General features: G+C 61.4%; 12 protein-coding genes. 6 read left to right on the top strand and 6 right to left on the bottom strand.

Translation table 11 applies throughout. The features are described from left to right. Positions 1-233 precede the first annotated feature (233 nt). The 6 genes from C4901_RS06715 to C4901_RS06690 form a co-directional block, all read right to left on the bottom strand. Positions 234-1,214, bottom strand: coding sequence for a GDP-mannose 4,6-dehydratase (locus C4901_RS06715; protein WP_110136669.1), 981 nt, complete (start codon positions 1,212-1,214; stop codon positions 234-236). Between the two features lie 4 nt (positions 1,215-1,218). After that, a complete protein-coding gene (gene gmd / locus C4901_RS06710) occupies positions 1,219-2,349 on the bottom strand; it encodes a GDP-mannose 4,6-dehydratase (protein ID WP_110136668.1) in 1,131 nt (376 codons plus the stop codon). A 264-nt stretch (positions 2,350-2,613) separates the two neighbouring features. After that, positions 2,614-3,765, bottom strand: coding sequence for a glycosyltransferase family 1 protein (locus tag C4901_RS06705; protein ID WP_168185597.1), 1,152 nt, complete (start codon positions 3,763-3,765; stop codon positions 2,614-2,616). 103 nt (positions 3,766-3,868) lie between these two features. Beyond that, positions 3,869-4,984 (bottom strand): glycosyltransferase family 1 protein, encoded by a 1,116-nt coding sequence (locus tag C4901_RS06700; protein WP_110136666.1) that lies wholly within the window; start codon positions 4,982-4,984, stop codon positions 3,869-3,871. A gap of 795 nt (positions 4,985-5,779) precedes the next feature. Beyond that, entirely contained in the window at positions 5,780-6,982 is a 1,203-nt protein-coding gene (locus C4901_RS06695; protein WP_205736243.1) for a glycosyltransferase, read from the bottom strand. A 793-nt stretch (positions 6,983-7,775) separates the two neighbouring features. Beyond that, positions 7,776-9,428 carry a hypothetical protein gene (locus tag C4901_RS06690; RefSeq protein ID WP_110136664.1) on the bottom strand — a complete coding sequence of 551 codons (1,653 nt, stop codon included), beginning with the start codon at positions 9,426-9,428 and terminating at the stop codon, positions 7,776-7,778. Between the two features lie 631 nt (positions 9,429-10,059). On the opposite strand from C4901_RS06690, the gene C4901_RS06685 reads away from it, so the two are divergent. The 6 genes from C4901_RS06685 to C4901_RS06655 all read left to right on the top strand — a co-directional run bounded on the left by C4901_RS06685 (position 10,060) and on the right by C4901_RS06655 (position 15,801). Next, positions 10,060-10,851 (top strand): ABC transporter permease, encoded by a 792-nt coding sequence (locus tag C4901_RS06685; RefSeq protein WP_205736242.1) that lies wholly within the window; start codon positions 10,060-10,062, stop codon positions 10,849-10,851. Between the two features lie 2 nt (positions 10,852-10,853). Next, positions 10,854-11,633: an ABC transporter ATP-binding protein gene (locus C4901_RS06680; protein ID WP_110136663.1), complete on the top strand. Its 780-nt coding sequence runs from the start codon at positions 10,854-10,856 to the stop codon at positions 11,631-11,633. A 772-nt stretch (positions 11,634-12,405) separates the two neighbouring features. Continuing rightward, entirely contained in the window at positions 12,406-13,299 is an 894-nt protein-coding gene (locus C4901_RS06675) for a hypothetical protein (protein WP_110136662.1), read from the top strand. Positions 13,300-13,863: 564 nt separating this feature from the next. Continuing rightward, the gene (locus C4901_RS06665; RefSeq protein WP_110136660.1) at positions 13,864-14,112 is read left to right on the top strand and encodes a hypothetical protein; all 249 of its coding nucleotides are present in this window, start codon (positions 13,864-13,866) and stop codon (positions 14,110-14,112) included. 150 nt (positions 14,113-14,262) lie between these two features. Continuing rightward, positions 14,263-14,703, top strand: coding sequence for a type II toxin-antitoxin system VapC family toxin (locus tag C4901_RS19265; RefSeq protein ID WP_110136659.1), 441 nt, complete (start codon positions 14,263-14,265; stop codon positions 14,701-14,703). Between the two features lie 501 nt (positions 14,704-15,204). Then, complete coding sequence (locus C4901_RS06655) at positions 15,205-15,801, top strand: helix-turn-helix domain-containing protein (protein WP_110136658.1); 597 nt, start codon at positions 15,205-15,207, stop codon at positions 15,799-15,801. Positions 15,802-15,837 lie beyond the last annotated feature (36 nt).

Below are 15,837 nucleotides of genomic sequence, written 5' to 3'. Positions count from 1 at the left end.
AATCCGAGTAGCCGCCATGCGCCCCGAAATTCCATTAGCAAGGCGACAACTCGAGCCTTTCCTGAATAGTAACCTGCCACTAAAGACCGACACCGACCCACTTTTTTAGCCATCTACCTAGAAAAGTGGGACACCCCAACAAAGAAACGCTACTGGCAAGCCACCAGGGACGCGTTCACGTCTCTGCTTCTTCAGATCACGGCCAAGCCCTACGCGCCCAAAACCCCCCAGGTCTACCGGCTATCACCCCAATCGCGCTCCCTTTCTGCCGTAATGAGCTTGGCAATAACGTCCTTTACACCAGACGTGGCGCGCCAACCGAGCACCCTTGCCGCCTTAGCGGGATTAGCGCATCCCACCGCCACTTCCGTAGGTCGCAGTAAATCGTTATCTATCACCACATGCTCCCGCCATTGCCGATCCACATTTGTAAAAGTGATGCCCACAAACTGCTCCAGAGAGATTGTGTGACCGGTGGCAATCACATAGTCATCAGGGTTCTCTTGTTGGAGCATCCGATACATGGACTCCACATATTCTGGGGCCCAGCCCCAATCCCGCTGGATAGATACGTTACCAAGATGCAGCTTCTCGTCACTGCCCGCCGCAATGCGGCAGGCCGCTGCCACAATCTTTCTGGTGACAAACCGATCCGGCCGGAGTGGCGACTCGTGGTTAAATAAAATTCCGGTACAAGCATAAAGGCCGTAGGCCTCACGATAAGTGGCCACAGACCATGTGGCGGCCGCTTTCGCGACCGCATAAGGACTTTTGGGCCTAAAGGGCGTTGTCTCGTCGGCACACTCGCCTTGCGTATCCCCAAAACACTCACTGGACCCAGCGTGGTAAAACCTTATTGGGCGGTCACTTAACCGCACCGCCTCCAGGAGATTCACGGTTCCCGTCGCAATACCTTCCCAGGTCTCCCGCGGCTCCTGGAACGAGAGCCCCACTGAGCTTTGGCCCGCTAGGTGATAAATTTCATCTGGCTGAACGCGCTCCACCACATCGCGAATGCTTTGGGGGTCCACAAGCACCATAGACTCTATCTGGACCTGATCGGCAATCCCCAAGGTGGCCAGATTGGCGATCCTAGCTGTCTGCCCCTTTCGTGACGTACCCCATACCTGATAGCCCTTCCCGAGGAGCAACTGCGCCAAATAGGCCCCGTCCTGTCCCGTCACACCGCAAATCAAGGCCCTCTTTTGAGTCACAGGCCTACTCGTGGTAATTATAAGACGGGTAACCGTGACGGCGAATCAGATCATCACACTGTGCCGCCTTGAGATCGGTTCTGGCCATCTCGCGCACCAACTCCTCGAAAGAGATCTTGGGCACCCACCCCAATTTGGTGCGCGCGAGGCTAGCGTCCCCCAGGAGGGACTCCACCTCGGACGGCCGAAAGTACCGCGGATCCACCGTCACAATGACAGCCCCCACCGTCAAGGGGTTTACCACATCCTTTGGCAGGCGATCGGGGTCAAGGCTTGCGACAATCCCCTTTTCCCCTAAGCCTTCGCCTTCCCACCGTAACCGAATTCCCATCTCAGCTGCTGCCGCCTCGACAAAGGCGCGCACCGTGTATTGGGTTCCAGAGGCGATCACGAAGTCTTCGGGCTTTTCTTGCTGGAGCATCAACCACTGCATCTCGACGTAATCCTTGGCATGCCCCCAGTCGCGCGCCGCCGACAAGTTCCCCAAATACAGGCGTTTCTGTAGACCTAAGACGATGCGGGCCAAGGCACGCGTGATCTTGCGGGTCACAAAGGTCTCACCCCGAACCGGCGACTCGTGATTAAAGAGAATGCCGTTACAGGCATAGAGGCCATAGGCCTCGCGGTAGTTTACTGTGATCCAATAGGCGTACAGCTTAGCCACCGCATAGGGGCTACGCGGGTAGAAAGGCGTCGTCTCCCGCTGTGGGACCTCTTGCACCTTGCCAAAAAGCTCTGAAGTGGACGCCTGGTAATAGCGGGTCTTCTTACCCAGGCCCAGCATCCGAATGGCCTCTAGTATTCGCAAGGCGCCAAGACCATCCGCGTTAGCGGTATACTCAGGCTCCTCGAAACTCACGGCGACATGACTTTGTGCCGCCAAGTTGTAGATCTCGTCGGGCTGGACCGCTTGAATGACGCGCTGCAGACTTGAGGTATCGGTGAGATCGCCGTGGTGCAACAGAAACCGGGTATCCGATTCATGGGGGTCTTTATACAGATGATCCACGCGCGCGGTATTAAAGAGCGAAGACCGGCGCTTCAAGCCATGGACCTCATAACCTTTGTCTAAGAGTAACTCGGCCAGATAAGCCCCATCCTGGCCGGTCACGCCGGTAATCAATGCCTTCTTCATCGTACCCCTTTTTTTGGGCTATCCATAAACCGCCCCTGCGATCGCCCATGATTTTTGTCGGTGCCTCTTTAAAGGCGAGCCGACTCCTTTCTGCCCCTGATCTATCCTGCTTGGCGGCCGACCAAAGACATTATTTTTCGTCTCCAAAAACCGCTCCCAAGTCCCCGGATGCTGCCACAGCGGTTCCTCTTTGTCAGCAGAAAACTGGTGAATGAGCGCAATCCACAGATATCCTACCATCAAGGGCATCGTGCACACCCCTTTTCACCTAACGCCAAGCTCCCCCGCTTGCACCAAAACGGTACGCAATTGTCGCCCCGCCTCCTCCCATCGAAAGAGCCGCGCCCGCTGAAAGCCCCGCTCCCGCAGAGTCGCTCGCAACGCGGTATCCTCTACAATCTGGATCATGGCCGCGGCCAATCCCTCTGTATCCCACGGATCAACATAGAGCCCGGCATCCCCACAGGCTTCGGGTATCGCGCTCGTAGTCGCGACCACGGTCACGCAACCGCAGGCCATGGCCTCTAACGGCGGCAGACCAAAGCCCTCGTAGAGCGAGGGATATACAAGGGCCGATGCCCGACGGTAGAGCCCCGGGAGGTCTTGGTCTCGCACATGGCCCAAAAGCTGCACTTCGCCGGCGCGCACCATCTGCTGAAGGGTCCCCGCTAAGTCGTCCATCTTCCAGCCGATTTGGCCCGCGATCACAAGCCGATATTCGGCTCTCATACGCGCTGGCAACTGGGCATACGCCGCCAGTAAGCGCCCCAGATTCTTGCGTGGCTCAAGGGTGGCCAGAAACAGAAAAAACGGCCGACTGTCATTCGGCAAGGATAGGGGGCTCACGCTTTCGTGGGGATCTCCATTTGGCGTAAAGATATCCCGGACCCCTGGCGCAATAATATGAAGCCGGTCCCGGACGTCCGGAAACTCCCGCACGATCTCATCGGCGCTGAACTGAGAGATAGTCAAAACTGCGGCGGCGCGCGCAATACTCTTTCCTAAGTGTTTAAGAAAAAGCCGGAGTCTTTCGGCCGGATGGGTCTCGGGAAAGCGGATATGGGATAGATCATGAACCGTGATCACGGTCGGCACAGCCAGCGGCGGAATCAAAAAACCGGGGGCAAAAACCACGTTGGGCCGATGGTAGCGGGCCAAAGCACGGTAGGCCAAGGCCTTCACGCCGTAGATCAGGGCCTGACCCCCAGGGAGACCCGCACGAATGGCCTCGATCCGACCTCGGGTATCGGCGTTCAGGGGCACAGGAAAGTCCCGCTGCCAACGCCAACCACAGGCGAATATCACATCCGTGTTCAGGTCCTGACTCAGTTCTCTACAGAGCTCATGCGTATAGCGGCCCACACCAGTCAACGGCCGGTACAGGCTGCATGCGTCCACCGCGATCTTAAACGTCACTCCGACTCCGTCCATCCGTCAAAACGGCTTGCCCGCTTACGCGGCAAGCATAGTGTCTATTGCTTATGGGGCGACTGCGTCTCAAGGGGCCAGAAGCCCTCCATCAAGATCGCCTCGCGACCTCTTCTAGCGCCTGAAACGTCAGTTCGGCCGTGCGCCTCCACGAGAAAGTCGCCGCGCGAGCACGGCCCCTGGCGCTCAATGTCTCACGCAAACCTGGGTCCTTAAGCAATCGCTCCAAGCCCGTACGTATCGACTCCTGATCGAGGGGATCGACCAAGTACGCCGCATCGCCTGCCACCTCGGCCGTTGCCCCCACCCCGCTCGTAAGCACCGGCACCCCCACGCTCATAGCCTCAATCACCGGGAGCCCAAAACCTTCATAAAGCGACGGATAGGCCAGAAGCATCGCTCCTTGCAAAAGCTCACGCAATCGAGCCTCCTCAAAATATCCCAAAAACTGCACTCCGTAGGCCTCTTGTGTCTCTCGCGCGCTCAACTCCCCCATCATCCAGCCATCCGGCCCCGCCACATACAAACGAGTCCGTCCGCGGATCGCAGGCGCAAGCGCGCACCAAGCACGCAGCAGGCGCGGCAAATTCTTGCGGGGCTCAAGGGTGCCGATCGCCAAGACGTAGGGCTCCGGACTCCCATCCGCCGCCAATCGGCCTACGACCTCGCCACCAAAGGCTCGTGGACCTAAGAGCGTCACACGAATCTTCTGCGCAATAGCGGGGTATAGGCGCGCAATGTCGGCCTTCGTCGTCTCAGAGATCGCAAGCGCGACGCGCGCCTTCGCGAGCGACCAGCCGATCACGGTACCAAAATACCAGCGCTTCACCCGCTCGTGAACAGCAGGTAGGGTTTGGAAGGTCATATCATGCACGGTCACGACACACGGACAACGCGACAACACGGGCACGACAAATGTCGCGCCCCAATGCACATCGCAGCGAACACGGGCCACCGCGAACGGCAAAACCAGATGCTGCCATAGGCTGCGAACGCCCCGGCCATCGGGCGCAAAATGATACTCAAAGCGGCTATCAAGACTCAGTTCATCGAAATAGTGCTTGGTTTTTGGGCTTACGAAGACATGGAAATGGGCCGTGAGATGCTTATCCTCATTCCATATCCGCAGGATTTCCAAAACGTAGACCGCGGTGCCGGTCTTAACGCGGCCGAGGCCCGTCGCATCTACCGCAACAATAAGTGGCATCAGGCGACTATCTTGACAAGGGGAATTGACGGGCTAGGCTCACCGATCCCGCCGCGAATGACCCTTTTTTTTTGGTAGCGCTGCAATCCCATATTAAACCTCACCCTCTCCCGCTCATTCCCTCTATCTGGCCGACCAGGGGGTCAAGACACAAACCCCCCCATAGCCCCATCGCCAGCCCCGCCGCCGGTTAGGGGCCAAGGGTCAGTGATCGCTTTCGGGGTCCCGCAGTAACCCCTCACCTAAAAGAGTGCCGAATAGGGTCCTAACCAGCGCCCACAGCCCATCGCTCCAGAGACCGCTCATCCAAGTGGAGCACCGGTGGGGCCCGTGGCCCCCACCCACCAGGAGAATCTCCGGAGGCTTGCCACCCAATAGGCCTAAATAGGGAGCATCCTAGAACCCAAACCGATTGCGTCTCGCCACCCCATTGCCACCCCCACGCCTGTCACTCGCTTGATCTCTTACGGTTACAGGACGCGAAGCTCAGCTGGATTCAGCTCATCTGGCCATGCGCAATACACATGCTGGGCAAAACGTGACATCACCATAGCAGGCCCAACGCAGACGAGGACGCTCCTCTGCCTCACATCCAGCTAAGGACGCATCCCCCACGCCTTCGATCACGTTATCTCGCCCTCCCAATGGATCCCGTCCTTCGTCAGCGCTTATTCACCCATCAACTCCACCACCGCTGATATCCATTAACCTATCAACTCGTAGTCTGTAACATGGTCCCTCTCTATCATCGTCGGCAGACGCAACAGAGTGAAGACCGGCCCTCATTATTCACGGCTATTGCCGCGCGGCTACCTGAGCACGGTCATCTTCTGGGCGCGCATGCGTCCATGCCTCGGCATCCCTTCCCAGCACCCTTTCGTACACCGCGAGCGTACCGGCTACCATCGCGTCCAATGAAAACTCGGTCCGGGCACGGTTGCGTCCTCGTTCTCCCAAGCGTTGCCGGAGAGCTGGATTAACGAGCAGCTTATTGATGGCGGCGGCCAAAGCTTGCGGGTCCCGAGGCGGTACAACCAGTCCGGTTTCCCCGTCGCGATTGACATACGTGACTCCGTTATGCAGCTCGCAGCAAACGACAGGTTTGCCACAGGCCATGGCCTCGAGCTGCACAAGTCCAAAGGCCTCGGCCGGGGCCACCGAGGGCATACAGAAGGCATCACAGGCGTGATAGTAGAAAGGAAGATCTGCATCGGGGATCCGCCCAACGAAACGGACTCGCGCCCCGAGCCCTAAAGATGTACTCATCGCCCTAAGATCCGACGTAAGCGGCCCATCCCCGCCGACCACCAAAATTCCCTGAGGCACATGGATCATCGCCCGAATGAGATACTCGAAACCTTTGTAATACACGTGCCGACCGACAGCAAAGAGCACGGGCACCTTGTCGCCCCCCAAACTCGCCCTGAGATCCGCAATCCTCTGATGTTGCTGCGCGGCCTTATCGAACACTCCATACTCAATGCCAAACGGCACCACATGGTAACGTTCCGGTCTTCGACACACCCCGAGTTGGGATGACGACGAGATATGGGCGGGCGTTGGGACAATGATCGCGTCCGCCCGATTGAGTAGGGCGCCCAGAAAGGGCCTATAGAGTTTCAGGAGCCGCTTTTGGCGCACAATATCGCTGTGCCATGTAATAACGCGCTTTACGGACCCAGGCAAAAATGCCGCCGCGAGATGCGCCATGGGGTCCGGGAGGTGCAAGTGAACGAGATCATAACCGCGCTCCCTATGTAGCGCGCGGGCGAGCCATGGCATTGTCGGACAGAGGGCGGTACCCGCCACTTTCCCGAGCGATGGCGTCTTGTAGACCGTATAGCTACCGGTTGAGATAACGGTACGCGCCCAATGATCGTGTGCCACCAGATTATCTGCTTCACAATGCGACTTAAGGCCCCGCAATAACGCATCCACATGTCGCTCCAGGCCACCAAAGCTATCATTGTAAAAGCGACCAAAATGTAAGATGCGCAAATCCCCTTCTCCTTGCCTGCCACCCCAGCGATCCCGCCAGGGCATCCGCCAAAGGTGCCGTCGAACCGCCGTTACGCACCAGCGAAATCGCGCCCGCCCACCTAGGCTATTCAGCAATTGGCCGGACGGCGGCACTCCCGCTCTGTGCCTACAATCTATATGCCCCTCGCAGACATCGGCGCACGGGTTCTGCTAAACACTGCCTTTCCACAAAAACCCGTCCAGTTCAAGCCCATCCACACAGCCCCGTGACGGCAGCTTGGCCTGCCGCCACTACCAACAGCACGAGGAAACGTGCCTCCGTATGCAAAAGGCTGCGCAAACAAACCACCCTGCGCCCTCTTCCTGCTCTTGGAAATCAGCCCAAATGTGCCGTCATGCCGCACACCCGGCCGGAGCCTTCCGGAGTCACCGCGAAAAAGACGTATCACCCTTGATCAATCGGAAACAATGCGATCATCCAAACCCGCGGCACGGCGACCTCCCCAAATCCGACTCCTGGTCACGGGCATAGGGCGCTCGGCGCGTCTGCCCTGTTCCTCTCAATGTTGCCTATCCCTGGCGCATGCCTTGCCAGCGCACTGGACCATGCTTGGCATTCTATACCGATTAGCGCGGCCATCACGAGCGGTAAAGGGACAGTTTGTCGACCTTAGGCGTCAGGTCGTCTTTTTTTAAGCGACCAAGATCTGACGACATGCATCTCGCTCTCTCGCAGACGTGCCCGGCGAAGGCGCTGCTGTCGCCCATCCCGTTCTAAGCCTTTCATGAGACGCGCGAACGTCGCCTTCGGTTACATTTTTCGGAAGGTGGCCACGCCCTTACCGCCCGGAAGCCAAGCAAATTCGGAGGCGAAGCGGCCCTGATAGTAGGGAAAGCCGGTCTTGGGTTCCCCGAACCGGACCCGCGAGGACAAGATGCCGTTATAGGAAAGCACCGCCTCCACGATCTCGATCGGGACCCCGAAATCCCGGGCGGCGAGATCGACGCCGGCAGGCGAGGTGTTGCCGTTCAGGTAGGCCTTCAAGGCCTCTATGGGACACAGGAGTTCGGCAGCCAAGGCCCGCTGGTACTTCTGGCGCCAGGTCATGAGGTCGGTACTGGCAAGCCAGGGGCCACGCGCCGCCTCCGGCAACAGAAAGTCCGCAAAGAGCCGCGCCCATGCGAAGCGCTGGGTGGGCCGGTCGCCCTCGCGAATCAGGATGCGGTATTCATCGCGGATCCCTGGGATCGCGACCGCCGCCCGGGCGGCGGGCCCGAGGGTCGCATGCGGCTTTGCGTCTTTCGGGACCCCCAAGAGGTCGTATAAGACCTTATCCTCCAGAGGACCCGCCGCCAGCCCGATGGCCGCGCGCACCTCATGGGCCATAAGCGCAGCCTGCGCCCACGAGGCCCCCTGCGGGGCCGTGCGCGTCTTTGGGGCCCTGGGGTCCATGGGTCGCCCCGCGATCCCCGGTGTACCCGACAGCGCCTCGAGTGGCACGAAGGCAAGCCCTGCGGCCTTGCCATAGACCGGCAGCAGCTCCGAGACCGCCGGACCCATGACATCCTGAAGGGCCAGGGCCTTGTCCATGAGGCCATTGGGACACTGGCCGATGGGGAATCCGAGCTCCGCCTCGCAGCGGCGCCATTGCGCGCGCCTGGGATCCGCCCTATCCCCGCGCAGATCATCCCACAGCGTTCTCAGGGTGCTGTCGCCATAGAGGCGCGTACGCACCTTGAGCCGCCACACGGTCGCCGCCAGAAAATCATCCACCCCCTGCGTAAAGTCCGTAAGCGGCACCGACACCGGACCCTCGGTCCCGGTAAGATAGCGCACCGCCTTGCGGTTCTTGCTGCGCGAGCGCGCCGCCACCGCCCAGATCTGCATCGCCTCGCCGTCGGAGGCGAACAGCACCCGCGGCCACACGAAGCCAAACCCTGCCGACTCCATCTCGTGGGCCTTGCGCCATTCGAGGGTCACATGGGCCCCCGGCGCCAGAAGCGGCTCCCAGTGGAGTCGCCACCACGAGGAGGCAAGCCACAGGGCAAGCGGATAGGCCGATACCAGCACCGACTCGTGGATCGCATCCGACCAGACCGTCTGGTTACGAGTGAGATTCTCAGTCCCGACATGGACACCGAGCCGCGTGGCGGTGTGCGCGATCTCGAGCCCCTGGGCATGCGCCATTGGCACCCAGGCAAGCTCAAAGCGCAGGGCCGAAAGCCTACGGACCGGTCCTTCGTCACCGGACCCGACGCGTCGCTTACGGTTACGCGCGCCCAACCCCGGCCATCGGCGCGCCACATCCCGCAGGATCCCCTCCACCAGAAACCGCCCCTCGGCGACCCAGGCGCTCTGATGCCATTGCTTGCCTACGAACCGGCCCAGCCGACGGACGAGCCGCCCCAGCGGCTGGGCCCATAAAAGCCGCAATCGCCACGCCGGTCGCGATCCCCGTCCCATCCCTTAGCCCTCCCCGCCCGCATGAGGCCCATACCCCACCATGCGCTCGGCCCTGAGCGCGTACGCCTCTCTCGCCGGCCGGCAGGCGGGCCTGCCCGGAATGCGAGACGGTTTGGGTGGACGACCCAAGCACCCCGGTGCCAATACGCGGATACACCGCCTGCGGCCAATCTGCGAATATAGCGTGCCGGCGAAGATCCCGGACCCCGGTGATTGCCGGGCCACCCCGCGCTTGGGTGCCCAAAGGCCGGGGACTATCGGAACGGGCCGGAAGGACTGAAGCCCGGCCATCGGGCCGAGAACCGGCCCCGTCGCGACCGTTTCATGCGCTACCCTGTTTCGTGATAAGGTACGGGGTGCATTGCAGGGATTTTTGATTGTTCCGGGGCGCCCGGCATGAGTACACAGGGCTTCGGGGCACGGGCCCCGTCGCGACCGTTTCATGCGCTACCCTGTTTCGTGATAAGGTACGGGGTGCATTGCAGGGATTTTTGATTGTTCCGGGGCGCCCGGCATGAGTACACAGGGCTTCGGGGCACGGCGGACGTGCCGGGAAACAGGCACGAGGGACGGGCGCCTGCCGGGAAATACCGATGCGTGCTGTCTATATTTGGGTGTCAAGGGGCCTCTGGTGTTGAATCAACTCGCTGCCCATGCTCGCCGGTTGTGGGTATACCGCGACATGGTCTACAACCTCATCCGTAAGGACTTCCGGGTGCGTTACCAGGGCGCGGCCTTGGGGTTTGCCTGGTCGCTCGGCAATCCGCTTGCCCTGATTATCCTCTATGATGTGATCTTTACGCATGTATTCCGGTCCAACATCAAGGATTATGTGCTGTACATTTTTATCGGGGTGGTGAGCTATAACCTCTTTAGCCAGGCGGTCCTGCAGGGCTGCGAGAGCCTAACAGGGGCGTCAAGTTTCCTGCAGAAGATCTATTTCCCGCGGATTTTGGTGCCCACCGCCAATGTCCTCTTTAGTCTGGTGTTGTCGATTGCGGCGTTCCTGGTCCTGTTCGCAGTGTTCCCCCTGATCGGGGGTGTGTATCACTGGGACATGCTGCTCTATCCCTTCGCGCTGGCCCTGTTCATTATCTTTAGCTGGGGTATCGCGCTCGTGTTCTCGGTGCTGCACGTCGAATTCCGCGACCTGAAGCATCTGATCGAGATTCTGCTGATGTTCCTCTTCTGGGTCACCCCCATCACCTTCGATGTCAGCATGATCCACTCCCACCTCTTCCGGGACATCATTGCCTTGAACCCGCTGACCTATTTCTTCACGGCCTTTCATGACCTGCTCTACAGTGGCCGCATACCCTCGCCGTCGACGTGGGGCCTGATGGCGGTGTTCGCGACCATGACCGCCACCGCGGGCATGTCGCTGTTCCGGGCCAAGGCCGCCCAACTGATCGAGCTCCTCTAGGCATGAGCGCACCGGCCCTTTCCGTAAGCCACGTCTCCAAGGAGTTCACGCTCTATCACAATCGCGCCATGGCGTTGAAGACCCGCTTTCTCGGGCTCTTCCATGCCGACAAGCGCCAGCAGCGGGAACGGTTTCAGGCCCTGACGGATGTCAGCTTCGATGTCGGACAAGGTCAGAGCCTCGGGCTTTTGGGACACAACGGCTCGGGGAAGAGCACGCTCCTCCAGGTGATCGCGAACATCCTGACGCCCACATCGGGGCATGTCATCGCGCGCGGGCGCGTGGCGCCTCTGATCCAGCTGGGGGTGGGATTCAACCCGGAGCTCACGGGTTATGAGAACGTCTTTCTGAACGCGAGCCTCTACGGCTTTCGGAACCGCGAGGTCCGCAAGCGTCTCGAGGCCATCGTCGAGTTCGCCGAACTCTCCCGGTTTATCGACTCCCCGCTCAAGCATTACTCCTCGGGGATGCAGATGCGCCTGGGCTTCGCGGTCGCGGTGCATCTGGAGCCGGACATTGTGCTGGCCGACGAGATCCTCTCCGTCGGCGACCAGGCCTTTCAGGAGAAATGTCTGGCGAAGATCAGCGAGCTACGCCGGGGCGGCATGACCCTGCTGCTCGTCTCCCATAGCCCCGACCAGGTGAACAAATTCTGCGACTACTATGTCCGTCTGGACAAGGGTCGGGTGGTCGATGAGGGGCGCATAACGCACAAGGACGTAAAGCCCGCGGCCACCGCGAACGTGCGTCTGGTTCACCCCCCCGAGACGCGAGGGAAATAGGCACGGCGCGGGCATGGACGCGGCCTGACCCCATCTGAGCGGCGCGCATAGGGGCCCGCCTTGGGCGGCCACGGCCCGTTGGGACGGTCTCGTTTTCCGTTGCACCGAGGGAACCTCCGGCAGACCACATCCGCCGCCAGGACCGGCCGGTCACGGGCGACCCTCCGGGCGGTGAGGCCAGGCGGCCCCCCCGCGACACGCGATGGAGTCGCATCGCGCGCCTCCGCCCTTTTGAGTCCTTTCCCACCCCGGTGTCACCCCGGCGGTCGGGCCCGAAAAGCTCATAGTCACCCCACCAGCATCACCCCACCAGCCGCGATCCCCACCCCACCCCTTAGCCATCCTCGGCGTGTTGTAAGGCCCGCGCGCAGGGACACCTTGTCCATGGGCGCGACAGTCCGCAAGCACCCGTTTCCGACGCGCGGACCGGTCCGGAATCCGGCTTTTTGGGGTGGGCGACCCCGCCGCCAGGACGTACCGATGCTCGGATACACCGCCTTCGCATAGTTTGCGCACCGGCGCGCCGCCGAAGGATTCCGCGCCGCCCGGGAGGCTCCCGACCCTTGACCTGCGTGCTTGCGCGCCCAAAGCCCGGCATTTACGCGGGCCCGCCCTTGGACCCATTCCCACTATTCCGGAGTCTTTTGTCTCTTACCGTACCCGGGTTTTCTCCCATGGCGATATCGCCTTGAGACGGACCCCTCCATACTGCGGGACGACAAAATCACACATTTGCGCCTATCGTTGTGCTCCACAAGAGGGAGGACGATGAATGAACTTTTCGAAACCTGTCTACACGCTCATTGCGGCTGCGCTGTCGCTCACAATCTCTCCCCAGACGCAGGCCTCGCGCATCCCCTGGACCATCCGTCGCGCGCAAAGCGGGGTCTTCGTCGGGATCGGCTACGGTATGGGACGTTACCAGGAGGCCATGAACGCCGTACCGGTGGATTCCGAAAGCGGCGGGCTTAGCGTCTATACCGTGGGGCTTGAGCATATCGGGCGGCGCGACGGCGGTCTCTATGCGTGGCTGCGATTCACGGGCGCCTTCGGAACCACCCATTATCAGGGTAATACCGCGCTGGGTCTGCCGGCGCAGGAGTCGACCACGAACCGCATGACCGCCGCCGACGGGCGTCTGGGCCTTGTGATCGATGACCTGTGGCGGCACGACCGCGATACCGTACTGATTCCCTATATCGGGGCGGGCTTTCATCGTGAGGCGCGCGGCGCGAATCCGGGCACGGGCAACCCCGGCGGCGAGACCTCCACCGACGGCCATCTCGGGATCGGACTGGGTATGGACTATGCCATCGACCGGCGGCTGGTGCTCACGCTCCACGCCCTCACCGGCTACACCGTGGGTGCGCAGATCACCACCACCGAGCCCATCGCCTTCGATGTCGCGACCCAGACCCTGGAGAGCGCGCGCGTAAGCGAGTCCTTGGGCGATCGTCCCTACGACGTCCTGGGCCTTGCGATCCATTACCGCGTCGACGACCGCCTCGAGATCGCGTTCGCGGTCCGCCGCGCCACCTGGTCGGCCGCCGGGTCGGCCCCGATACCGATAGCGGGCGTGCCTGGCCAGACCCTGGGGGTCATCCGCATCCCGGGCAGCCAGAGCGCCGAGACCACGATGCTGCTTCAGGCAGCCACACCCTTTTGAAGATCGGCACCATGGAATCCCAACCCACGCCCGCACCCGCGAGGCGCCTATGCGAGGAGTCCCACATGAGCCCTATCCTTACCCCATCCCCCGGGCACGCCCCGGCCGACACCTCGGTGCACGATCGCCACCTGGGCGCGCGCATCCCGCGGGACATCATGCCACCCTCTCCCGGGGGCGGTCCCTCGACCCCGAGCAGCCGTGACCATGTCAGGGGCCCGAGGTGTGCGCGCCGGCAGGCCGCCACCCATCTCCCGCACTGGAAGATTCGCCCGTGGCCGCGCCACGGCCTGGACGCGCATCATCCCGCCCGGCGCCGCGACCACGACTGGATGCGCCTGCGGCGTATCAGGGATCACGTATCCCAGCGCCTCCGGCGTCGCGATGATGAGGGGCCACACCGCGAGCCGCACGACCCGGGGACGGTGTCTGAAGCGGACGAGGACGACGGCAAGCCCCCGCCTCGCGGCACCGCTTCCACCACCGAAATCGAATGGCCACCGAAACACCGGCCTTTCCCATGCGCGGACCGCGGGAGGGCCGTGACCCGCAAAGGAGTCCTGGATGGCCGTCCTGCACACTCGCAACGTCGCGGATGCGCCCCGTGCGCGCGTTCACGAGCTGGCTCGGGAAGACCCACCCCCGCTCCCAGCCGAGGTGATCCCGCTTCTGGCCATGGACATCCAAGCGCGTGGGTCGCGCCTCGGCCGCGTGGCGACCGTGGCACGCATCCATCGTGAGGCCCCGGAGATCACGCCTCCCGGGAAGTGGACCGATTCGGCAACACTCGTGCGCGAAGACCGTGAGCGGTGAGCAGACCGCACGGAGGCCCATGTTGGATGCGATCGTCTGCCGTAAAGGCCTTCTGCCCGGGGAGCATTCCACCAAAGCGCGAAGGTTATTGGTACGGGTTGCGCAAGACGACGGGACCGAACCTGTCGTTCCCGACCTCTTTTTCCGTGAATGCGCGCATGTTTTTGGACAGGGGTCTGGCGGTCGTACTATTCCGCACGCGCCCATCTCCAAGACCTAACCCGTCTCGGCCTGACGGTATTGCCCGCCAAGCCCATGGCCGTAGACGCCCTGGAAATCGCATCGAGACACACAATGTCCGCGTACGACGCCTGCTACATCGCCGCCGCGGCTCGGGCGGGGTTCCCGCTGATCACGGCTGATGCACGGCTCGCAAGGCAAGCAGCGGCCGGCGACTACGATGTTCGATGGCGTGAGGCCGTCTTCAACATCACGTTTCCTCGTGCGCACCGTGCTCTGTGGTCCGCATCTTCCATCATGGATCCCGATAGACCTCTCGGCTCACCATCCCCGCGCGATAGGCACGAAGGCACGGCCCCACACGCCTCACGGGTTTTGCAACAAGGTCTGCAGCAACGGGTGTGGGGTTGAGGAAAATGGATTGACCACTGTGCCCCCCGCCCAAGTAAAGCCTTCCTGAAGGTCCTCGGACAACAGCAGGCGACACCCTGATCGCGAAGCGGCCGACAAGATCACGGCGTCCCAGACTCCGAGATTCGGGTCGACCGCGAGATCGGTTGCCGTCAACATCCCATCGAGTGAAGTCTCGATGACCGGGAAGGCATCGCGCCCGCTTGAGAGCGCGTTGCGCGCATCGGCCGGGATTTTCCTGCCTTGCGGACAGGCACGTTAAAGAGTTGGGTCTATCCGGATTTCCCCACGCTATTTGAGGCAGATTCCTGAGCTTGCCGGGAGATAAAAACACGGGTCTCATACCCTCTTTGGTTGACGCCAATCAACAAGAGGAGAGACCCATGGGGTCTATCCGGATTTCCCCACGCTATTTGAGGCAGATTCCTGAGCTTGCCGGGAGATAAAAACACGGGTCTCATACCCTCTTTGGTTGACGCCAATCAACAAGAGGAGAGACCCATGAGCAACCTGACGTTGCTGGCAAAAATTTTACGCCTGAAGGAGCTGAAGATCACCTGGTTCCAATTCCGGCAGCGCGATACGGAACTGCATCTGGGGATAAAGCCGTATAAGAATGGTTGTCGCTGTCCCGTGTGTGAACGCCGCTGCCGGATTGTGCGTCAGGGCCAGGAGGCCCGACGGTGGGAGGACATTACCCTCTTTGGCCGCAAGATCGTTCTGTGGTATGCCCCGAAAGAGATTGAGTGCCCCACGCATGGGCGGACGCAAGAGGAGATCCCGTGGGCGGCGGCGCATGCCCGCATCACCTATCGCCTGGAGTATCGGCTCTGTGCGCTCTGTCAGATCATGACCCAGAAGGCGGCGGGCGCTATTCTCAAGCTGCCGTCCTCCACCGTCTCCGACCTGCTGCATCGCGTGATTGCCCGCAGCCGCGGAGTATCGGCTCTGTGCGCTCTGTCAGATCATGACCCAGAAGGCGGCGGGCGCTATTCTCAAGCTGCCGTCCTCCACCGTCTCCGACCTGCTGCATCGCGTGATTGCCCGCAGCCGCGTGGACCATCGCATCCGTGGTCTCGTGACGCTCGGGGTCGATGAAATCTCCTACTGCAAGGGCCGGAAATTCGCCACCAT

Origin of the sequence: Acidiferrobacter sp. SPIII_3, assembly GCF_003184265.1 — a bacterium.
In the GTDB taxonomy this organism is placed as follows: Bacteria; Pseudomonadota; Gammaproteobacteria; order Acidiferrobacterales; family Acidiferrobacteraceae; genus Acidiferrobacter.
The sequence above is the reverse complement of the archived record's forward strand: the minus strand, read 5'-3'. Positions and strand labels throughout refer to the sequence as shown.